This is a genomic window from Paenibacillus xylanilyticus (genome assembly GCF_047246825.1).
GTDB lineage: Bacteria > Bacillota > Bacilli > Paenibacillales > Paenibacillaceae > Paenibacillus > Paenibacillus xylanilyticus_B.
This window is the reverse complement of record NZ_JBFOLB010000001.1, coordinates 2009172-2029458: the sequence shown is the minus strand read 5'-3', so window position 1 is coordinate 2029458 and position 20287 is coordinate 2009172. Positions and strand designations below refer to the sequence as shown.

Below are 20287 nucleotides of genomic sequence, written 5' to 3'. Positions count from 1 at the left end.
ATGATCGTTTAGAACTGAAGTCCTGAACGTGGAGAATTTGCTCATAACATCCTTAGGAAATCTCAGCAGTGGACCCACGTTTGCATGAAGTGATAACGAAAAGTTAAACCGTGATCTTCAGGGTTATAGCTGAATTTTTGATTACGGTAACATGACAGTATAATTCTGCGTTAAGAATACATACAGTACCACTTATGGACTGATGGCAATGGTTGTTGGTATGTTTTTTTCCAGAAGCCGGCGTACCCACGATTACTGGATGTGGACAACCGTTATATGACTGAGAGCTACATCGGGAATTTAACTACAGAAAAGTGGAAGAATTTAGAGCATAGAGGGGAGGAAGCATCGTGTTCAAAGAAGGTCATCATGCTGCACGTTATCCAATGGTTCTGATCCCAGCAGGTAGTGTTGAATTACGAGACGATCGGGTTAAAAAGACATGGACGGTGGATGTCGATTCCTTTTGGCTTGCCTCGATTCCAGTGACGAATGAGTTATACCACTCCATTGTGCAGAGGAACGCTGAGCGAGATAATCATCCCCTCTCACCGGTTACCAATGTTTCATGGAATGAAGCGATACTCTTTTGTAATTTGTTATCCCAGCAATCAGGGCTACAAGAATATTACGAAGTCAGCCAAGACGGGGAGAGAGTTAGCCGTAACTTGGGAGCAGATGGCTATCGTCTCCCTACGGAAGCGGAGTGGCAGTATGCGTGTAAGGCTGGCACCAGCAGTTATCGTTATGGAGAGCTGAATGACATCGCCTGGTTTGAGGAGAATTCGCAAGGAAGTGTTCACGAGGTCGGTACAAAGGAAGCGAATGCGTGGGGGCTCTACGATATGCTTGGGAACGTCTGGGAGTGGTGCTGGGATCAGTATGATGAAGAAGTGTATGGTTCCTACCGTGTGTTCCGTGGTGGCAGCTGGGCAGAAGAGGCCAGAGGTTGCGGCTCGACGTGCCGACGTCGAAGCCACCCTACCTTTGGCATTGATGACCTGGGCTTTCGCCTTGCTCGAACATGAAAATTAAAAATGCCCTTGTACTAGGGCATTTTAGTTTTCATGTGTAATTGTATTTTTATATAAAGTTTTTTTAGAAACTACTTATTGCTTGTCAGTGGAATTCGTAATTCTTCATCCGGCTTTTTGGTTGTATAGTTCCATACATACAGATCTATATTTTCACCCTTAAAATCTTTGTACACTTCCGTATGTTTATTATCCGAATCATTAAAATATAGCGGCGTTAAGTAATGCTTTTCTCCCTGATCAAGGAAATAGGATTGATTAATTCCGCCAAATGTAGTGTCCGGGCTGAACGACTCAACATACAGGTTACCGTCCTTGAGATAATACGTCCAACTCAAACGGAATCCTTCGTAATCACTCGCTATTGTTTGTGGCTGAGTAGAGATATCCGTTAGACGAATAGAAGCCTGGCTTCCAGAATGTTCATCTACTCGATCCTTCGCGATCAAGGTCATGGGTTTGTTGGCCAAAGAGCCAACATCCATCAGGAGTGAGTCCGTCTGCTCAAATCGCAGTTCTGTTTGGTTAGGATTAACTGTACCTTCAAGGGAAACATAACCTTCCATCGTTTTTCCGTCGACATCCAGCTGATAGGTCCGGTAAGGAATTCTAAAATAGTCTTCTTGGTGATTAATGGTTACTCGAATCTGTGTTGGCGTCACTACAATCCCACGAATGCTAGCCTCTCCACCCATAGAATTCAATGGAATGTCCATTTCTTTCTTAACCGTTCCCGTTTTCATCTGCTGTTGAGACAAGGAGAGATCGAGGTTCCATGTTCCATCAGTTCGTTCTTTCTCATGTGTATAAGTGAAGGTAAAACGATTGGCCTTTTCTTTGAACTGCTGCCCGTTAAATATTTGCATGCTGGAGTAGGCTCCCGTTGCTCCCTCCGTGCCATAGACAGGGCTTTCCGTTTCCTTAATGATGTTCCCATTTTGATCATAAGCCGTGATTCTGGCCCAAGTCTGTTCCTTCAAATCCTTATCTGTAAAAGTCACGTTGGAACGAATCATGATTTGATCTTCCGTGTGCTGGAAGGATTGTACTTCTACCGCTTCGATGCCGTCCTTTTGAATATTGAATTTCTGAGTATTAGTATCTTGGGGATCGAGTGTAATGTCCTCCTGAATGTCTTGCAAATAACGAACACCTGTAATGGAGAATTGAAGTCCTGATTGGTGGTTCTGTGGCATTACCCAGTCCGTTTCGAAGTATCCCTGATAAACACCTTGCTCTTCGTTCCATTTTTGATAATAATGGCCTTCAATAGGCTCTCCATCGCTGTCTTTCAAAACCATCTGATCATATCTGATTTCTTTTCCGTCTGTTTCCATGCCAGGTTTAATCGTGTAGAGAAGAACCGTTCGGTTATCATCCACAAAAGCATTGTGCACTGTTAGGGTAACTCCGTGAGCCGTGACACTTTGTTCAATGGACTGGCCATACCCGGCTTGAAGAGCCGACTCAATTCCTGACTTGTGGGAAAGAATGTCGCTCCAATCATATTGAAAGGCAGCATATACCGGCGTGGCCATGACTGCCACAGATACACCCAGAACAATGGCGACTTTCGTTTTACCGCGCTGAGCGTTAGGCTTGATCTCATGGACTACCCTCAGCTCGTCCTTTTGAATGCTGTTAAACATCTTATCAAAATCCGGATATTCGATGTGGTCTGAATGATTCATGTGGTTCTTAACCTTGGATTCTACTGTATTCAAAATGATTCTCTCCTCTCGTTTTAACCTTTTCGTAGTACTCCAGTTTCTTTCGCATCAGTTTAAGGGCCTTGTGTAACCTTGTTCGAACGGTGCCCTGACGTATGTTTAGGATTCCTGCGATCTCAGCAACAGAGAGATCACCAATGTACCGCAGGGTTACAACACTTAGCAGCTTGTCCGGCAATTTTTGCAGTTGTTTCTCCAATTCCGCGAAAGATAGCTTAGCCATAACGATTCCATCAACTGAACCTTTGGCAAGAGCCTCGTGTTCATGTAAGTTCTGTAGTTGATCTTGCTTATCACTTTTGACTTTGTTTTTACGAATAATGTTAAGGCAATGGTTCATGGCGATCCGCATAATCCAGGTCTTTAAATGTGTGACATTTCTCCAGTCCTGCCGAAATACAGTTACAAACACATCATGGCATACATCCTCGGCATCTTGGATGTTTTTGAGCATATACAAGCAGGTGCGATATACATCTTTGTTATAAGTATTGAAGAGTTCATGCTCGGTCACTTCCGGTACTCCTTTCTTGTTGGGATATATTATAGACAAGTGAGCGTCGAAAATGATTCACTTTTTTTTATTCTAGTGCAGATAAGAGTGTGTTATAGACTCATTACGGCTAAGAGTAATCATATAAAAGTCAATCGGACAGATCAAAGCAAATAATGACAGGCAGTAAGATAGGCTTTCATCTATTATAGAAGTCAAGGAGTGGTCAACCATATGAACTGGATTGAATCGTTACAGAAAGCTATACAGTATATAGAAGAGCATTTACTCGAAAATGTAACGATGGAGCAGATTTCAGCACAAGCTCATATTTCGCCTTTTCATTTTCAACGTACGTTTGCACTATTAACTGATGTTACTGTATTCGAATATATACGACGGAGACGATTAACATTGGCGGCACATGAACTCTTACAGAGTGATCACAAAATTATTGATCTAGCGCACAAGTATGGATATGACACACCTGAATCTTTTTCCAAAGCTTTTCGCAGACAGCATGGGATTGCACCAAGTGATGCACGAAAAAGTAGCACCTTAGTTAAATCGTATAATCGTTTGGTTATTCAAGTCAGTTTAAAAGGAGCGGAACCGATGGATTATAAAATTGTTGAACAGGATGAATTTACGTTAGTTGGAATCAAGCAAGCCTTCTCTTATGTAGATGGGGAAAATTTAAGAGAAATCCCGAAGATGTGGCAAGAAGCGTATTCGAGTGGAACAGAAGATCGTTTAATTGAAATTAATAACGGGGCTATCCAAGGATTACTTGGAGTCTGTGTAGATGAGACCGAGATTCAGGAGAAACAAATGGAATACTGGATAGGTACGGCTTATGAGGGTGAAGTACCGGAAGGATTGGCATCCATCACGATTCCTGCTTCCAAATGGAGTGTGTTTGAAGTGCAAGGTCCGATGCCAGAGAGTATACAAAGTCTATGGAAGCAGATTGTCTCCGAATGGTTCCCATCTAATCCTTATGAGCATGCGGGTATACCGGAATTAGAAGTATATCCGGGTCATCATCAACCACCCCAAATTTGGATACCAATTAAATAAAGGGACATCCATTCCGAAAGTTAATTCTACAGCTTGTAAGCGGGGATACATCGATATGGTGCGAAAGTACGTTAAACGATGAATTAGCAGCAGACAATATCGGGTAGCTTAATCTTTGAGCAGTTAGGGGAAAGCAAGGATTTCACTCTGTTCGATGTTGATTTCTATATTTAGAAGATGGAGGTGTTCAAAAGCTTTTCAATACCCTTCATCAACACCTTATATTAAAATCTTAGTTCAACACCATTTCTCAAAACCATAGATCAACACCTTTAATTAATACCTTTTTATAAGCCAAAAAAGTGCCTCGAAAAGCTTGAACCATAAGGGCTTCTGTATCTGGATAAAATTAGATATAGAAACCACTTATTTTTATGCAAAATAATAACGACAGGGTACACACTAGAGAACACGAAAGTAACATTAAATTTATAGAAGCCCCCATCAACATTCATTTCATCCAAACGAATAGAATCAGTATAGACATCACCTACATAACAAAATCACATGATAAAAAACGTTATCCACAGTATTATTGATCAAATTGGGATTCAAAGGAAGTTATGAGATCTCTTCTATGACCCTAATTTAAGACAGGTCCCATTAATAGCACCCTCAAGAACAGCAGAATTGAACATCAAATAGCAGTCGCTCTACCAGTCGTAGAACCACTGCAATACAATTTAGGCTGAAAGCAAATTGAAGGGAACACAAATAAATCTAACCAATGAAAAAAATTAGATGACGCTCGTTTGATAAGGATTATTTTTTTGGTTACGGATATACTTCTCAATTTCCATTTTGATCTCCAGGATAGGGGCTGGGAGAGTTTTGATGCGGTAATAATGGTGGACAAACCATTCAGGATGTTGTCTGAAACGGTTGAGCCAGCACTTGTTGATGAGACGAAGTTTGTCCCACACTTTCATTTGTTGCTTATGGGCTGCTTCAATTAGTTTTTGATTAATGACAGAGATCTCATTATTCGCATAGAGGTTGGTCTCCGCCATGTGTTTCTTCTGTTCGATATGTTCAAGTTCCATAGACAATTGTGCAGCATAGTTGAGCTCGGCGGATTCCATACAGGACCGAAAATAGGCACTGATTTCATTGAGTTCATTTTTTTCTTCATTTACAATGTAAGCCGAGTCTTCTCTGTATATCATATTGAAAAAGGTTTGTGAACGTCTTCTATTTTTTTGAATGCTGAAGAGGGCATTGTCGAAAATCTCGGTTGCATATTCATATCCAAATTTGGCATAGTAGTCTTCCATTACTTTTGCTATTTGCCAAACTGCTTTTCGAGCTAAAAAGTCACAACAAAAACGATGCTTCATAAGCTGTTTGGTCACCCATAGCTCAGCACCTTCAGAATAAACTTCACCCATGTCAATCCATTTTTGATGAACGTTCAGGACTTGGAAGTTTTCCGTGTGTATTTTTATTTTCAGATATTTGGCTGCTTTCTTTAGGATGGTTATAGCTTCCTTTGGCGTGCGTATGTTTAGAAGGCCTGCTGCCCCGTAAAGATCATTTATGTAACCCCAGCGGAAATTGCCTGGAATGTAGACAAGCTCTTTGCCGACATAATGAAGAACGAAGCGTTGAACATTTCGATCCTCAGACAGAAATTCATCGCAAGTAAAGAAGGCAAAGTTTTTGGCATATAGAGTTTCTTGAGAAAACTCTGCCTGATCGCGTACAAAAACATATCGATCAAAAAACAATGTACCAGAGTCATTGTAGTGGATAATACCTTCATGTTCTAATTTGTGGAGAAGAATTCGGATACGATAAGTGGAGGTACCCATTCGTTTAGCGAGTTCTGTCTGAGAAAGTGGAACTTCTCCGCCATATGCGCAAACGGTACCCAGCAGGAGTTTGAGTTTGAAAAGCAAACGAGTGTCATGATGTAGGGTCTGTGCATCGAATAGATCAGGATGGTGTTTCATCTGCGCCTCTCCTTAACTCCCAACTGTAAAAATGGGTAGGGAAAATAAGGGTTTTGGCTTTTGTTTTTTTAGAAGACATGCTATAATGAACACATCAAAAAAGAAGCAAGACCAAGACCCCGACTTTTCGTAGTTTTAATAAGTGTCAGTCGCCAAACTATCCACTTATTAGAACGATATGGTTGGGTTCTTTTTTTATTTTTACAGAGATTTTTATTAGCTTTCCATTCACTATACATTGATTATAGCATCCGTCTATTTAATTGGGAACACCAGTGGTAGTACGAGAAATGAGTAATAAAAATAGAAATGAAGAATGAAACCGAAGCTTTACAATCATACATATAGTACGAGAAAAAAGTTAGAAAACTAAAAATAGGGCTACAAGCTTGAAATTTTTTTGTGCTCGACAAATATAGAACTTTTTTTTGGACATTTTAGTACGTGAAATTCGTAATAAATTTAGTGTGGTACGAATTATAAGTAATAATTATTAGAAAGTACGAAAAATAAGTGAGAATTACGATGATATCAAGGATTCTACCCTGTTGTTGGAGGATTGAAACATATATTTAAAGTACGAGTAATTCGTAATAAAAAAAGAGACAGCCGAATCTAAGCATTATATATTATGGATAATTAATAAAGAACGAATAATAAGTAAGAAAATGAAACATGGTACGTAGTTTTCGTAATAAAATAATATGAACAAATTGCTTTAATAGCACTGTAGCAGCATATTCAATTTTATTACTTCATCAAGTACGAGAAAAAAGTAATAATTTATTACAAGTACGAGAAATGAGTAATAAAAATTCAATGAATAGGCAAATGTACATAAACAAAAAAAATTGGAGAATGTGGTTCATTCTCCAATAAGTTCGGTTTGTATAGGGAAGGTAAGTTGTATAGGCGGTTCCGCCTGATCAAAAAAGTCATGCATTTCCGTGTGAGTCAATGGAATAAAGGAAATTTCAAAAGAGGAATGAAGTCTTTTATAATCAGCAATCAGAAAATTCAGACTTTTAAACTCTTCTAAAGCATCCTGGATTTTCTTCATGTTTTGTTCCGTTTTTCTTTTATCCATCCGGACTTTACGCAAGAAGTAGCTGAGCGGGAAGATATCTATGAATTGGTTTCCTTGAACATACCGCTCCAGACGTTCTTTCTGTAATGCATGTACTAAAATTTTAGAGATGTTACCTTCAATGGAGTTAAGGCTGTCTCTATAGATCTTAACGGTCTGCTGATTAATGTATTGCTGATGAAAGTAAGTACCAATGACAATTTCAGCATAACGTCTACCATTTGGATTCGAGTTGATGACAACCGAGTCAAATATGGACCAGTCCGCAGAACCAGATCTCGCTTTTTCTGATTTTTTCTTAATTACGGCCTGAAAGCCGAAGGATCTGATTTTACGCAATCTTTTCTCAATTTCAACATAGTTTTTAACACCTGAGGAATTATAGGCTTTACTTACTAGCTTGGAAATATCAACGGTGATCGTCCGGTCGGTGTAGAACGATTCATCCTTTTGGGAAAGGACGTAAAAAATGATATCCCGATCGGTACCATCCAGTGATTTCGTAAGGCTTTTATCAGCTAGCAGGAAATCTCCATCTTCCACCTTGATAATCGTGCGCAGAAACTCATTGTCACTGATCTCATAATCATCGAAGTAGGTTTGTTTGTTGGTGATTTCGTCCAGTTCCATTCTGATTTTCAGGTTTGTTGATTTTTCCGCAAAAACGACATCCTCGATCAAGCCATGAGGCTGCACATCCACTGCATTTGTCAAATCGTGTTTATCAATAATATCAGCCACAATAAAATGAAGATCAGTATCGATCGCCTTTTTGATCTGATTGGTTTTTTTACTCGACAAGTAGCGATAGTCAGTAAGATAGGTGGAGCTGGTGGTCGCCCACTCACTTATTTGTTGCAAACGTAAAGCAGGTAAATCATTCAGGTCTTTTACGCCAATAAGTCTTTCGGATTCAGCAACGATATCCAATCCCGCATTGGATGCTTTCATTTGTTCCAGCGCAAGTTTCCAGGAACTAATCTCAATCAAAACAGGGTTGTTTGGAACGGAATCCAATTCCTCTTTAAATTTCTTGAGCCAGTACTTTTTGCTCTGCTGTCTTTTGCGATAATTTTTATCCCGGATTTCAACATGGTCCTCCAGATGAGGAGTATCGAATCCAAAATTCTGAATGAGGATTTCCTTTATCACCTCAAATAGCCAGGTTTCTTTTGTCGTGTTTGTAGACTCTTTGTAGACGTACATGTATAAATGATCGACAATTCTTGGAGGTAAACACTCAATTGTCTTTGTAATTGCAAAAAGCGAAAGTTTAACCATAGCCATTCTCCCTTAAAAAAACTTCTCCATAAAAATATATCATAACTTCCTATCAATTAGGGCAGGGATTATCATGGAAAAGTATTTCATGTGGGAAAAATGACATATGACAAAGGCTGTCTTTTTATAATTACTGCTTCTAATCTTTGCTGCGAGGCAGAGGACAACAGATTTGTTCGTCGAACCATAAGTAGTACAAAGCAAAAAGGGAGAGGCTGTAAAAATGGACAAAACGGTAAGTGATCTTTTAATAGAGGCAGACATCGTTTCGTTACAAGCAGCGATGGAATCAGGTTCTATATCGTCGGAAGTTTGCGTTCGCTGGTATTTGGAGCGAATCACGAGACTCGACCCTAAGCTGAAATCGGTACTTGAAGTCAATCCGGAAGCGATAGGGGAAGCCATTGCGCTTGACGCGGAGCGAAGGGAATATGGAGCACGAGGACCGCTTCATGGCATCCCGATTTTACTCAAGGATAATATTGATACAGGAGACCGCATGCATACCAGTGCCGGTTCAGTCGCGCTTGCCAAACATTTTGCACCATCGGATTCGGCCGTGGCTGCTCAGTTAAGAGCCGCAGGAGCTGTATTCCTCGGAAAAGCAAACATGACAGAATGGGCGAACTTCATGTCGAGCACGATGTGGTCCGGATATAGCTCCAGGGGCAGACAGACATTAAATCCTTACGGTCCTGGAGAGTTGTTCGTTGGGGGATCGAGTTCGGGCTCCGCAGCAGCCGCTGCCGCGAATCTGTGTACCGCCGCCGTTGGTACAGAAACATCGGGTTCCATTATTAGCCCGGCCTCGCAAAACTGCCTTGTCGGACTGAAGCCGACAATCGGTCTGGTCAGCCGTACAGGGATAATCCCAATTACATACAGCCAAGATTCAGCCGGCCCAATGACGCGTACGGTCCGGGACGCCGCGATTTTGCTCGGTGCGATGACTGCGATGGATCCGGACGATGCAGCGATGCATGAGAATGGACGGGTAGCCTATACAGATTACACGTCCTTCCTGGATGCGAATGGCCTGCTAGGCGCAAGAATCGGCGTTCCGCGGTTTTATTATCAAGGCCTGGATGAACCACGAGCGGAGATTATCGAACGGGCAATTACTTTATGTAAACAACATGGAGCTATCATTGTGGATCCGGTATCTTTGCCCTGTGAGAGTGCGAAGTGGGACTGGGACGTGTTGCGGTATGAATTTAAAAAAGGGCTAAATGATTATTTAGCTAAAGCTGGTTCCGGCGCTTTCGTTAGGACGTTAGATGAGCTCATCGCCTATAACGAAGCAAACCGTGAGGTTGCCCTTAAGTATGGTCAAGATACGCTGATCTGGTCGAATGAAACAAGCGGCACATTGTCTGAACCGGAATACTCCGAGAGCTTGCGACTTAACCGTGAGTTATCCCGGGACCAAGGCATCGATCACGCGATCCGCGAACATCGCCTAGACGCTTTGCTGTTTTTGGGCAATGAGGAAGGACTCGATCTATCTGCACGTGCGGGTTATCCTGTCATTACCGTTCCGGGCGGGTACGCGGAAACAGGCCCCATCGGGGAAGATGGTTATACGACCAAAGGTCCCCAGGGAATTACTTTTGTCGGAACCGCCTACAGCGAGCCAATCCTTTTCCGACTAGCCTATGCCTACGAACAAGCGACCAAATTTCGTTTTGCGCCCAACGATGAGGCTTAATCTTAGAATTCGAATTTAAAGCGCGGAAAGCATGAGAGAAATTATAAACATAGAGATTTTTAGTCATCACATTGGTGCGCGAAAATAATGTAAACGCACACTACAGATCAACAACCAAAAGAGACGGCAACCATCCTTGGCTGCCGTTTATTTACTAACGGTCAAGTTAGGTATACATATTAGACGATCTAATGATGTTAATTGAAAAGTGTTATGCTTAATTTTTCCAATAATGTGATATGCTCTCCTTAATCCTAGCACTCAAACCAGATTAAGGGGAGTGAACATGTTTCTGTTTGAACGACTACCACTAGCAGCAAGTTTATTTTCTGATGCGCCAGCACTTTTAAGATACGGGCAGACAATTACATACTGTGAGCTGTATCATCTCGCTGAAAAACTTGTACGTGCCCTCTATGCTGAGGGTCTTCGACCAGGAGATCGGCTTGCCATTCTCGGGGATCCTGATCCCCAAATGGTGGTTTCACTCTATGCAGCGGTTGAGGTGGGTGCAATACCAACAGCGATTTCACCGTTGCTAAGTCCTCCAGAGATTGCAGCGATTCTAGAGAACGCTGAGCCCAAATTCCTGATCCATGATAATCGTCACGCCGAGGCAGCTTACTCCGCTGTAAAACTTCTTACGAGATCTCCGATACTTTTTGCGACTGAAGAAGATTCTGTTTCTAATTCATTGAGATCTGTTTTACATCAGAATTTAGAATCACGACCCATTGAAGCGATCGACCGCAAAATGGAGGATACCGCCGTTTTAATTTATACAGGAGGAACAACGGGCAGACCTAAGGGAGTAATGCATTCACATCTCGGAATGTCAGCATGGAATCAATGTACGCCTACTAAAGGCTTTGGGTATGACATGGATCGTCGAGTGTTAGTACTTAATCTATCTCACCTAGTCGGCCAATTCCAACTATGGGCAACCATGGCTGCTGGAGGCTGCCTGGTCTTTCTGGATGAATATCCGGCTAACGTCCAGCGTATCGTTGAGGCAGTGGAACGCGAACAGATTTCGCACCTCAGTACGGTCGGACAATTGCTCCGTGACCTGACCAGCGAGGTATCCGATACGGGTAAAGATTTACCAAGCCTTAAGGTTATTGGTTGTGGAGGATCTGTCATTTCACCGGATACCTTAAAGAATGCGGTTAAACAGTTTCCAGGGGCGTTAATCGTTAACAATTACTCTCAAGCAGAATGTGGAATGGCGATCAGTCGACTACTGCCTGTACATCATGTGGAAGATCCGATCCGTCTTCGCTCAGTAGGGCGTCCTTCGGATTTAGCTGCACAAGGAGAGAAAGCCTTTCAGGTCCGAATCGTCACTGAAGAGGGACAGGATGCATTAGAAAATGAACCTGGCGAAATTGTAGTTCGCGGAGCCCAAACGATGTTGGGGTATTGGCATCAACCAGAGGCTTCCAGCGAAGCAATAAGCAATGGATGGATCCGAACAGGTGATGTAGGTTGTCTGGACGGCGAAGGATATTTATATGTGCTGGATCGTTTCAAGGATATGGTCATCATAAATGGTTCAAATGTGTTTTGTCCTGAAGTGGAACAAGTGATCATGACTCACGAACAGGTTATAGAGGTTGCCGTTATCGGACTTCCACAACCCAATGAAGGAGAGGAACTCGTTGCTTGCATCGTTCTACGTGGCGATGGTCGCTTAGAACTGGAACGATTGTGGGCGTTTTGTGAACCCAGGCTAGCACGATATAAATGGCCAACGAAGATATATATTCTCGATACTCTGCCTCGAACCGCCGTGGATAAAGTGGACAAAAAAAGTTTGCGCATTCAAGTGTATTAATCGTGAAAAAGGTAAGACCTATAAAATGGCAGAGTTTGAAATATCCTTTGCTCCAATGGAAAAAGCCGCTTCAAAGTCAAATTGACTTCGAGACGGCTTCTTTTTTAAAGGCACTAATGGAGCCTGTATGCCTTGTTATTGGATTAATCGGATCAATCTTAGTGTTTAACCGCTTCGCCAGCGAATACTTCCACGTTCATCGGAGCTGCCATGAATGATGGTGCTTGTTGAACAAATGCTTGGAAATGTGCGCTTGCGTTATGAGCTGCTGTAGCTGCTTCGTCTTTCCACAATTCGATCATGACATATTGATGTTCTTGTTCTGTGCTTTTGTTCAGAGCGTAGCTGATGTTGCCTTCTTCATTGCGTGTGGCTGCAACGAGTTCTTTGGCTGCGGAGAGGAAAGCTTGCTCTTGTTCCGGTTGAATTTGCAGGTGTGCGTGAATGATAATCATGTGTGTCTACCTCCGTTAATGTATATAAATTGTTTGAATGGTGCCGAAATGTTAAGGGTAACGCTGTTCAATAAAAAGGTAAAGATAAGACGATTATGCCCAAGTTGTAATGGTATCAACAGGCAGACGGTAGGATGGATGACCTTCTTTGGCTGATTTGCCAATGGAGATCAGCATGACTGGTTGATAGCGTTCTTTGTCCATGCCGAAGGCTTCAGCGATTTGGTCTTTTTCATAACCGCCAATAGGGTTGGTATCATAACCATGCGCACGTGCGACAAGCATCAATTGCATGGAGACCAGACCTGCATCGATCAGGTTGACATCGCGAAGGGCGGAAGGTGGCATAACATCGTAATAAGGCATTACTTTGGCCAGCTGCATATCCTTCACTTCTTGTGGCATATAACCAAGTTCTACAGCTTTACCAAAAATCTCTTCCATATAATCAACATTGTTCATGTCGATAAACACGCCAATGACTGCGGAAGAAGTCAGAACCTGATTTTGATTGAATCTGGCAAGAGGAGCAAGCTTCTCTTTTCCTTCAGGGGTGTCGACAACCAGGAAACGCCAAGGCTGCAGGTTGATGGAGGATGGAGCGCGGGAAGCTTCTGCCAAAATTTCGGTCATTTCTTCACGGCTGATTTTTACCTCAGGATCATAAAGTTTAACGGAACGACGGCCATATGTGATTTCGTTAAAATCATTTGTTTTTTGGAACGTACTTTGAAAGGTACTCATGAAATGAATCTCTCCTCTGTAAAAGGTTTATTAAAAATTGTTTTGCATTCGTTCGAGATAACTCGCGAGAGCTTGAATTTCCTCTTCACTGAAGTCATGTAAAATCTGATGAATGAAATTTTTCTTCTCTACTTTGTAACCTTCAATATGTTTGCGACCATCATCAGTCAGACGAACAAAGGTGACCCGGTTGTCTTCCGGATTTTTGCGTCTGCTCACCATGCCGTCGACTTCGAGCTGCTTCAAATGGCGGGTAATGGCGGCACTATCAATATTAATGATCTTTTGCAGCATCGATTGGTTGATCTCGTCGACCTGATCCAATTCATACAAAATCTCAAAACGTGATGAACTGATCCCAGTACAGCGCTCGAACTTGGGGCTGATTTTGTTGCCAAGTGCATTGAGCAGGTTGATGATCTGCTCTTCGTTTGAAACGATACGTGTCATGACTAGACCTCCCGGGTGAATCTGGACATGAACAACGGCTTATGTTCACACAATCCGATTGCGGCCTTTATGCAGTGCCAATGCTAATAAAAAATAATGGACGCCTCAATCATTGACGCATCAATCATTGATGGCTCAACTAATATATCATGGCTGTTTTTATTTTGCAACACTTGGGACCAAAAAAGGGATTTGTGTGGATTAAGCCTTATGTCTTTTCCTGTTTTATGTCTCCAGAATAGCTGGATCGTATCAATCTTTGTTGTTATTGAGAATTATCATTTATAATTAGGATCAGTTTAGTGATATAGAAGGGATTGTTGTGCGGTTGCACTTTTAATCAGGCAATTTGGATGAGAACGGAGAAGATATATCGCATGGAAGAAAAAATGTCGCTTAAAAGGCTGGAACAGCTATTCATCTCTTCGGTTCACGTGTGTAAATATGTAATGGACCCTGGAGTGGTCAAACGAAGAAACTGGAAAAGGTATGCCATATGCAGAGTAGTTTCTGGAAAAGGAATTCTGATGATTGATGATGCCGTAAACACAGCGGCTACGGGGGACTGGTTTCTGCTGAAGCCGGAAATGCGAGTGGAGTTTAGGACGTACTCCGAAGAACCAGCCCGATATGAAATCATTTTATTTTCTTGTGTTGAGCTGACACGTTCCCAAAATAACTGGTTCGTTAGGCAACCTGAATTCACGTTGACGGGCAAACTGAATCTGTCTTCCGATTTGCCGGAATTTGATGAAAGGATGCAGACGTTAACAACAGAGAGAGTTACTTCAATGGGGAAAAGCATGGACAATAATCGCAGAAAACACCTTCTGCATCAGTTGTTAATCAGACTTATGGTAAGTGTGAACCAAGAAAGTCACCCCGCCACTGGTATGGAGCAGGCCATAGAATACATGACTCGTCATTATATGAACGAAATCCGGCTTGACCATATGTCCCGGATGGCAGGACTAAGTGTAAACCATTTTATTCGGACGTTTAAACTGCAATTCAACATGACTCCGATGGAGTATGTGCTAAAACAGCGTATGTCCAAAGCCAAACAGCTTTTGTTCTCGTCAGACAAGATCAGGGACATTGCGGAACAGGTCGGTTACAGGGATGAGCATTATTTCAGTCGCATATTCAAAAAATCCGAGGGTGTTGCTCCGACAATGTATATGAAAAAGAGAGTGAACCGAATTGCCACCTTATATTATGGGCTGGACGATTATATCGTTACGTTGGGGCTTAAGCCTGTGACCATCTTATCCTATAATCAAAGGGTTTTACGTCACACGAGGGTTCCTGAACTTGATACCAACGTTCCAGAAGATATTCAACTAGACGGACTGACCGGAAACTATGATCGATTGAGACAGGTCAAACCGGATCTAATTCTTACGAGTGATCGCTACGCACCGGATGAAGCGTTGCATCATATTGCACCGACCGCCATGATCAAACACACAAACGAAGTTGGTGAAAGACTTGTGGAAATGGCAGATATTCTGGGGCGCGCAGAGCAGGCGGAACGCTGGATGGAGCAACATGCCGACTTGAGGCAAATTCTGCACCGGAAAATGCAGTTCAGATGGGGACCCCAGAGCGCGATGTTTATACGAATAACCGCTGCGTTCTACCGGATGTATGGTAAGACGAACCAGACAGGGGCTCTGCTTTATAATGATTTGCCATTCCATTTACCTGATGGTTTTCCGATGAAGAAATGGGTTATGGAAGCTGACCTTGACCGTTTGGAACTATACAAGGCAGATCATATTTTTGTCATGATCGATCCAACTGCAGAAGCGAGTACCAGGTGGAGACAATTGCAACAATCCGAACGTTGGCTGGCACTGGATGCAGTGAAAGAGGGGCGGGTTTACGATGCAGGCGATATGTTCTTCAAAACACTGGGACCTGCTGGACGGATGTGGGCCATGCGTTATGTAGCCAACCAGGTTGGAATTTCGTTAAGGTGATATGCTGCAAGCAAGGAAGGTGAGATATTCCATTGTAAGAGGGATTCCCTTTTTCTATTATATTGATAATGATTATTATTATTAAATAGCAGAGGGGATCTATTACAGATGTTAAGACAGAGTTCTTTTATATTTTTGGTACTTCTTATACTTGTTTTGAGCGCATGTGGCAAGGCACCGGAAGCAGCCCAATCCAATCAGGGCACATCCGCACAAGAGAATAACACACAATCGATTGAGCATCTGAAAGGAACAGCGGTGGTGCCAAAAAAAATAGAACGCATGGTTGTTTTGTCCGCGGCTTATATTGATCATATGCTCACCATCGGCGAGAAACCTGCAGGTGTCAATGTGGAAGTACGCTACGGCGGAGATTACCTGCCTTATTTTGCAGACCAGCTGGAAGGGGTTCCTACGGTAGGCTCAGCGGACAGTCCGAATCTGGAGGCGATCGTTGCTATCAACCCGGATGTTATTCTCATTGAGAGTCGAACGGCGGAAAATACATATGAACAGCTGGAGAAGATTGCTCCAACCGTGGTACTGGGCAATGAATGGCTGGATTATGAAGATGACACCACATACTGGACTCAGGATCTGTTGACGATTGCAGAAATGTACGACAAGGTGGATCTGGCCAAGGAAAAAATGGGCGAGGTGGAGCAACGGGCTGCTCAATTAAAGGAGAAGATCGCGCAACTGGATCAGAAAAAACTCGCTTACTTGCGGGTAAGAGAGAAGAATCTGCAAATCTATGCGGCAAAAGGACACCCCACCAACACACTCCTGTATCATGATTTGGGGTTTGAACCTACTGCTGTGACACCTTCTGAACAACGTGAGGATCTCTCCATGGAGAAAATTTCTGATATTGATGCAAACTTCGTCGTTCTTGAAGTTGATCCTAACGGACAGGATTATCTGAACAGCATGAACGAGAGCTCGCTCTGGAGGCAGGTTCCGGCCGTTCATGCAGATCAGGTCTATGAGACAGACTCTTTCTGGTTGTTCAAGGGATGGGGAGTAATTGGCCGAAGTGAAATTATGGACGAAGTTCAGAAAATGATTGAGTAGATGGGAAGTATTCGAGACTCTGACCATTTGGAAATGACGGACACATTACGGAACTTTTTCGTAACCTCAATCGGAGATATGCGTGAAGATTCTCTATATCCTTTCTATGCAAAGGATTTGCTGGACGAAGAGAAGCGGATGTTAATTCTGCATGAACAGGCCATTCAGCAGGGACTTAAACTGAGGGGAAAAGGGGACATTGCCGTTGGTACACTTTTTGCCAAGCGTTATTCGGTATTTGTGATGGCGGTGATCTCTGCCTTCAGTCTGTACGATGCCCGATTGAGTATAGTTGACGAGATGGTGCGGTTTGAACTAAACGGATCAGGTGGGATGCGATACAAAACGATATTGGAGAGTGCTTCGCTGCAAGGCAGCGAAGATCCTGATCTGCGGAGAATAGAAATAGACATTCTTAAGGATGGATTAAAGCAGCACTTGGACCAGCTTTTTCAATCAGTATCCGAGGTGACAGAGGCAAGCCCGAAGGTTATGTGGAGTTTGGTTGCACATAATGTGCAACAGCTCTATGTCCGGTTGATGAGGGGCCAGTGGGGTCGGTTAACGGAGCGAAGGCTGAATCGGATCGAACAGGATCGGGACTTGTGGTTAGAGCCCTCCGAAACCAACCCTTTTGCCATCCAGCTTCAACCTTTCGAACATTCGAAGTGGAAGGGACCGCTGCTTTATATTCGTCGTTATTGCTGCCTGGCGTATCAGGTGGGTGATGGAGATCATTCTCATGGATATTGCAACAGCTGTCCCAAGCTTACTCCGGATATGAGACTGAATAATCTCCTACAGCAGTGAATTAACGGTTTTGTACCGCATCGTACGGATCTGCTTCAGTCGCTCTTATTGTCACGGCAATGGATACCCTAGGCTTCCTTTACACCCCGTCCAAAATCCTTTTTGTATATAAAGGGAGATTGAGGATACAGGGTAATGGTGTGAAGCTGATTCAACACAGGGCAGCCTGGATAATGAACCCACACTTCTTCGGTTACGAGGGCATAGAAGCCGTGGCACCAGTTTCGTTCACTAAAAATAAAATTCATAGCTGGGCCATTTTGGCGAATCGATGATATAGCGGAATTCCACTAAATGATCCGACTGAATATCGTTCAACAACCTGCAGTGGCTTGAGCCAGCGTCTGCGGGTTTGTTGGGCTTTAACGAAAAAATGGTTACTAGGCGTACTGACAAGTAATCTTTGCATTGCGTTTAGAAACGGGTAGAGGAAGCCATGAGCCAGGCAAGTGTCATGGAGGCTGCCAACAGGTGGGGGATATGAATAGCAGTTATTTCATCAGCCGGTTCAGGCAAACCTATGGTTATAATCCGGACAGGATTAAAAAGGGGAGGGGTTGAACTTTTGCAATGATTACGGCTATCCTATATACTTTTAGCTATTGATCAATTAATAACGGATAAGAGGTGTAATGTTCATGGCTAAAGATAGCACTGCATCAGTCAATCGGCGGAATGATATCATCTCGGCAGCCATCGAAGTATTTGCAGAGATCGGCTATTACCGTGCAACGACAGCTCAAGTAGCTGAAAGGGCACAAATTTCGCAACCGTATATTTTTCGCTTTTTCAAAACAAAAGAATCGCTGTTGCTGACTGCACTGGAAGTTTCGTGGACGCGGGTCATTGATTCGTTTCGGCTTGTGGTGGAGACGGCGACGCCGGATCAACTGGAGAGCGACTTGATTGAAGCGTACGAGAAGATTTTGGAGTCTCACAAAAGCGAAATTCTGCTTCAGATGCAAGCACAAACTATCCAGGAAGACGTCATCCGGCAGGCGATGAAAAAAGGGTTTGGCGAAGTAAGAACGATGGTGTTGAATGCTTTTAGCAATGCAGGCATTGCCGAACCGAAGCAAAGAACGCTGGTTTTCTTGGCGATCGGCATGTTATGTAATATATCGACAGCACTGGATATGCCTGAGCTCAAAGAGAGATAGAGAGGGTGATTACCCTTTTTTAAAGATTAGTTATTGATCAATCACTAATTATGAGTTATATTGTTTTCAGGTAAGTAATTGATCAATAACTAAGTGAAAGAGGAGAGTTGACATGAAAAAGGCGATTGTTATCGGTGCAACAGGCGGAACAGGTGCGGCAGTTACACAGGAATTGATTAACAGGGGGATATCGACTGTGGCCTATGGACGTTCACGACACAAATTGGAACAGCTTGCTGCAGCATTGGGGTCTCCAAGTCACCTTCAGCTCGCTGTGGGGGATGCCTTCGAACCGAATGAGATTATTGCCGCTTCCCAGGAAGTTGATGTGATGTTTCACTGTGCTAATGTCCCCTACAACGAAATGGAAAGCAGGCTGATGCCACTTGGTGAGTCCGTTATGGAGGCAGCAGAACAGCTGGGTCTGAAAGTTGTGGTCATCGATGGGATCTACCCTTACGGGAGAAGACAAATGAAAGAAGTAACGGAGGAACATCCGAAGCAGCCGCATACCCGCAAAGGAAAAACAAGACTGGCCTATGAGCAGATGCTGTTCAGCAGCAGATGGTCCAGAGCCCAGGTCATGATTGTACGTTTACCTGATTATTATGGTCCTACAGCGAACGATGCCTCTTATCTGGGATCAACACTTGAATCCATAGCGAAAGGCAAAATGGCCTTCTTTATCGGTAATATGAAGACTTCACGAGAGTATATCTATTTACCTGACGCAGCAGTTATGGTGGTGGAGTTGGCAAACAGGGAGGATACGTATGGGCAGAACTGGAATATTCCCGGTTCAGGTATCATTGCAGGTAATGACATCGTCCGGATTGCTCAGAAGGCGGCAGGTGTAACCAAACCTGTAGTGCCGCTAGGTAGAATCGGGTTGTCCTTGATTGGGCTGGGGGTGCCGGTAATGAGGGAGATTATAGAAATGTTATATCTGACCGAGGAGCCGCTCATATTAAGCCGACAAAAGTACGAGCGATACATTGGTCCGGTAGAGGCGACCTCATTCGAAGAAGGAATTGCTTTTACGATCAGACAGCTGCAGAAGAAGTAAATTATATTTTTTATTGATTTGTAATTGATTGATCACTAACAAAAAAGATATGGTATATCCAATGATGGGCAGATCCAGTTTTACGGGTCTGCTTTTTTTGTCTTCAATCAAGATGAACATGAATAGTGGCATTTTGGTTTTAGGTAGAAAACCGATAGGACATCAGGCTTTGTTTCGTTACTATCCACAAGCATGTTAGTTATTTTTAGGAGTGATGACAATATATATGACGTGAACTTCAAAACAAGAAAAAGAACTCATATAATAAACGGTAATATACCGCGGAGATACAAAAAAATACAACGAATCCCTTGATCTGACGTTAATCTGACATCATTTTT

17 protein-coding genes are annotated in these 20287 nt (G+C 42.9%); 9 read left to right on the top strand and 8 right to left on the bottom strand.

Annotation, left to right across the window (positions count from 1 at the left end):
• The first annotated feature begins 386 nt into the window (after positions 1-386).
• Positions 387-1028, top strand: coding sequence for a formylglycine-generating enzyme family protein (locus AB3N00_RS08760; protein ID WP_413035230.1), 642 nt, complete (start codon positions 387-389; stop codon positions 1026-1028).
• Between the two features lie 77 nt (positions 1029-1105).
• On the opposite strand, the gene AB3N00_RS08755 is transcribed toward AB3N00_RS08760, so the two are convergent.
• Both AB3N00_RS08755 and AB3N00_RS08750 read right to left on the bottom strand, forming a co-directional pair.
• Positions 1106-2758 carry a DUF4179 domain-containing protein gene (locus AB3N00_RS08755; protein ID WP_413034191.1) on the bottom strand — a complete coding sequence of 551 codons (1653 nt, stop codon included), beginning with the start codon at positions 2756-2758 and terminating at the stop codon, positions 1106-1108.
• Complete coding sequence (locus AB3N00_RS08750; protein ID WP_413034190.1) at positions 2733-3278, bottom strand: RNA polymerase sigma factor; 546 nt, start codon at positions 3276-3278, stop codon at positions 2733-2735. The genes AB3N00_RS08755 and AB3N00_RS08750 overlap by 26 nt, the downstream gene beginning before the upstream one ends.
• 213 nt (positions 3279-3491) lie before the next feature.
• Here AB3N00_RS08750 and AB3N00_RS08745 point away from each other — a divergent pair, with 213 nt between their 5' ends.
• The gene (locus AB3N00_RS08745) at positions 3492-4337 is read left to right on the top strand and encodes an AraC family transcriptional regulator (RefSeq protein WP_413034189.1); all 846 of its coding nucleotides are present in this window, start codon (positions 3492-3494) and stop codon (positions 4335-4337) included.
• 737 nt (positions 4338-5074) lie between these two features.
• On the opposite strand, the gene AB3N00_RS08740 is transcribed toward AB3N00_RS08745, so the two are convergent.
• Together AB3N00_RS08740 and AB3N00_RS08735 are read right to left on the bottom strand one after the other, a co-directional pair.
• On the bottom strand, positions 5075-6289 hold the full coding sequence (locus tag AB3N00_RS08740; protein WP_413034188.1) for a helix-turn-helix domain-containing protein: 1215 nt from the start codon (positions 6287-6289) through the stop codon (positions 5075-5077).
• A gap of 865 nt (positions 6290-7154) precedes the next feature.
• The gene (locus tag AB3N00_RS08735) at positions 7155-8663 is read right to left on the bottom strand and encodes a hypothetical protein (protein WP_413034187.1); all 1509 of its coding nucleotides are present in this window, start codon (positions 8661-8663) and stop codon (positions 7155-7157) included.
• A 217-nt stretch (positions 8664-8880) separates the two neighbouring features.
• On the opposite strand from AB3N00_RS08735, the gene AB3N00_RS08730 reads away from it, so the two are divergent.
• Positions 8881-10365 (top strand): amidase family protein, encoded by a 1485-nt coding sequence (locus tag AB3N00_RS08730; RefSeq protein ID WP_413034186.1) that lies wholly within the window; start codon positions 8881-8883, stop codon positions 10363-10365.
• A 286-nt stretch (positions 10366-10651) separates the two neighbouring features.
• Complete coding sequence (locus tag AB3N00_RS08725; RefSeq protein WP_413035229.1) at positions 10652-12202, top strand: class I adenylate-forming enzyme family protein; 1551 nt, start codon at positions 10652-10654, stop codon at positions 12200-12202.
• Positions 12203-12360: 158 nt separating this feature from the next.
• Here AB3N00_RS08725 and AB3N00_RS08720 read toward each other — a convergent pair whose 3' ends face one another.
• From AB3N00_RS08720 to AB3N00_RS08710, 3 genes are all read right to left on the bottom strand, one after another.
• Entirely contained in the window at positions 12361-12657 is a 297-nt protein-coding gene (locus AB3N00_RS08720) for a putative quinol monooxygenase (protein WP_413034185.1), read from the bottom strand.
• A gap of 93 nt (positions 12658-12750) precedes the next feature.
• The gene (locus AB3N00_RS08715) at positions 12751-13401 is read right to left on the bottom strand and encodes a nitroreductase family protein (protein ID WP_413034184.1); all 651 of its coding nucleotides are present in this window, start codon (positions 13399-13401) and stop codon (positions 12751-12753) included.
• A 30-nt stretch (positions 13402-13431) separates the two neighbouring features.
• Positions 13432-13851 (bottom strand): MarR family winged helix-turn-helix transcriptional regulator, encoded by a 420-nt coding sequence (locus tag AB3N00_RS08710; protein ID WP_413034183.1) that lies wholly within the window; start codon positions 13849-13851, stop codon positions 13432-13434.
• A 353-nt stretch (positions 13852-14204) separates the two neighbouring features.
• Between AB3N00_RS08710 and AB3N00_RS08705 the strand changes: the two genes are divergently transcribed.
• The 3 genes from AB3N00_RS08705 (at position 14205) to AB3N00_RS08695 (ending at position 17720) form a co-directional block, all read left to right on the top strand.
• The gene (locus AB3N00_RS08705; RefSeq protein ID WP_413034182.1) at positions 14205-15836 is read left to right on the top strand and encodes a helix-turn-helix domain-containing protein; all 1632 of its coding nucleotides are present in this window, start codon (positions 14205-14207) and stop codon (positions 15834-15836) included.
• Positions 15837-15944: 108 nt separating this feature from the next.
• Positions 15945-16910, top strand: a complete 966-nt coding sequence (locus AB3N00_RS08700) for an ABC transporter substrate-binding protein (RefSeq protein ID WP_413034181.1) — start codon at positions 15945-15947, stop codon at positions 16908-16910.
• A gap of 33 nt (positions 16911-16943) precedes the next feature.
• Positions 16944-17720 carry a hypothetical protein gene (locus AB3N00_RS08695; RefSeq protein ID WP_413034180.1) on the top strand — a complete coding sequence of 259 codons (777 nt, stop codon included), beginning with the start codon at positions 16944-16946 and terminating at the stop codon, positions 17718-17720.
• Positions 17721-17788: 68 nt separating this feature from the next.
• Here AB3N00_RS08695 and AB3N00_RS08690 read toward each other — a convergent pair whose 3' ends face one another.
• Positions 17789-17968, bottom strand: a complete 180-nt coding sequence (locus tag AB3N00_RS08690) for a hypothetical protein (protein ID WP_413034179.1) — start codon at positions 17966-17968, stop codon at positions 17789-17791.
• Positions 17969-18358: 390 nt separating this feature from the next.
• Between AB3N00_RS08690 and AB3N00_RS08685 the strand changes: the two genes are divergently transcribed.
• Both AB3N00_RS08685 and AB3N00_RS08680 read left to right on the top strand, forming a co-directional pair.
• Positions 18359-18880, top strand: a complete 522-nt coding sequence (locus tag AB3N00_RS08685; protein WP_413034178.1) for a TetR/AcrR family transcriptional regulator — start codon at positions 18359-18361, stop codon at positions 18878-18880.
• A 112-nt stretch (positions 18881-18992) separates the two neighbouring features.
• Positions 18993-19946 carry an SDR family NAD(P)-dependent oxidoreductase gene (locus tag AB3N00_RS08680; RefSeq protein ID WP_413034177.1) on the top strand — a complete coding sequence of 318 codons (954 nt, stop codon included), beginning with the start codon at positions 18993-18995 and terminating at the stop codon, positions 19944-19946.
• Positions 19947-20287 lie beyond the last annotated feature (341 nt).

What these genes read in the sequence shown, in the direction of transcription:
- AB3N00_RS08760 (WP_413035230.1), top strand. Translation starts at nt 387, where the DNA reads ATGGTTCTGATCCCAGCAGGTAGTGTTGAATTACGAGACGATCGGGTT.
- AB3N00_RS08745 (WP_413034189.1), top strand. Translation starts at nt 3,492, where the DNA reads ATGAACTGGATTGAATCGTTACAGAAAGCTATACAGTATATAGAAGAG.
- AB3N00_RS08740 (WP_413034188.1), bottom strand. Translation starts at nt 6,289, where the DNA reads ATGAAACACCATCCTGATCTATTCGATGCACAGACCCTACATCATGAC.
- AB3N00_RS08735 (WP_413034187.1), bottom strand. Translation starts at nt 8,663, where the DNA reads ATGGCTATGGTTAAACTTTCGCTTTTTGCAATTACAAAGACAATTGAG.
- AB3N00_RS08730 (WP_413034186.1), top strand. Translation starts at nt 8,881, where the DNA reads ATGGACAAAACGGTAAGTGATCTTTTAATAGAGGCAGACATCGTTTCG.
- AB3N00_RS08725 (WP_413035229.1), top strand. Translation starts at nt 10,652, where the DNA reads ATGTTTCTGTTTGAACGACTACCACTAGCAGCAAGTTTATTTTCTGAT.
- AB3N00_RS08720 (WP_413034185.1), bottom strand. Translation starts at nt 12,657, where the DNA reads ATGATTATCATTCACGCACACCTGCAAATTCAACCGGAACAAGAGCAA.
- AB3N00_RS08715 (WP_413034184.1), bottom strand. Translation starts at nt 13,401, where the DNA reads ATGAGTACCTTTCAAAGTACGTTCCAAAAAACAAATGATTTTAACGAA.
- AB3N00_RS08710 (WP_413034183.1), bottom strand. Translation starts at nt 13,851, where the DNA reads ATGACACGTATCGTTTCAAACGAAGAGCAGATCATCAACCTGCTCAAT.
- AB3N00_RS08705 (WP_413034182.1), top strand. Translation starts at nt 14,205, where the DNA reads ATGAGAACGGAGAAGATATATCGCATGGAAGAAAAAATGTCGCTTAAA.
- AB3N00_RS08700 (WP_413034181.1), top strand. Translation starts at nt 15,945, where the DNA reads ATGTTAAGACAGAGTTCTTTTATATTTTTGGTACTTCTTATACTTGTT.
- AB3N00_RS08695 (WP_413034180.1), top strand. Translation starts at nt 16,944, where the DNA reads ATGACGGACACATTACGGAACTTTTTCGTAACCTCAATCGGAGATATG.
- AB3N00_RS08690 (WP_413034179.1), bottom strand. Translation starts at nt 17,968, where the DNA reads ATGAATTTTATTTTTAGTGAACGAAACTGGTGCCACGGCTTCTATGCC.
- AB3N00_RS08685 (WP_413034178.1), top strand. Translation starts at nt 18,359, where the DNA reads ATGGCTAAAGATAGCACTGCATCAGTCAATCGGCGGAATGATATCATC.
- AB3N00_RS08680 (WP_413034177.1), top strand. Translation starts at nt 18,993, where the DNA reads ATGAAAAAGGCGATTGTTATCGGTGCAACAGGCGGAACAGGTGCGGCA.